We start from the raw sequence: 388 nt of genomic DNA, 5'->3' as shown, positions 1-388 counted from the left end.
GGATGTTGCGCATCGCCTCCCACTGGGGGTCGGGCCAGATGGAGTCGGCGCTCTCGGGGTCGAGGGCGGGGTCGGCGAGGGCGGGCCAGAGGGCTTCCATCTGTCGGCGGGAGCCGGGTGGGACCTTGAGGCCGATGGACAGGGTGCAGTCGGCGTAGCGGGTGGCGAGGGCGAGGACGGTGTCGATCGCGGCGGGGGTGGAGTTCTGGGGCAGGGCGGGGCGCCAGTAGTGGACGATTGGGATGCCGGCGGCGTGCAGGCGGGGGAAGTTGTCGCGCAGGGCGGTGTGGTCGATGCCGCGTTCGATGTCGGGTCCGAGGCCGGAGTAGCTGAGGTAGACGATCACGCGTTGGCCGCGGGAGCGGTTGCGGGTGATGGTGTCGAGGAC

At 71.4% G+C, this 388-nt stretch carries 1 pseudogene; it reads right to left on the bottom strand.

The annotated features are described in order from the left end of the window. Window positions 1-388 (bottom strand): annotated as a pseudogene (locus VM95_RS38135) (hypothetical protein); the annotation flags it as partial.

Source organism: Streptomyces rubellomurinus, assembly GCF_000961885.1.
Classification (GTDB): domain Bacteria; phylum Actinomycetota; class Actinomycetes; order Streptomycetales; family Streptomycetaceae; genus Kitasatospora; species Kitasatospora rubellomurina.
This window is presented reverse-complemented; position numbering and strand designations above follow the sequence as displayed.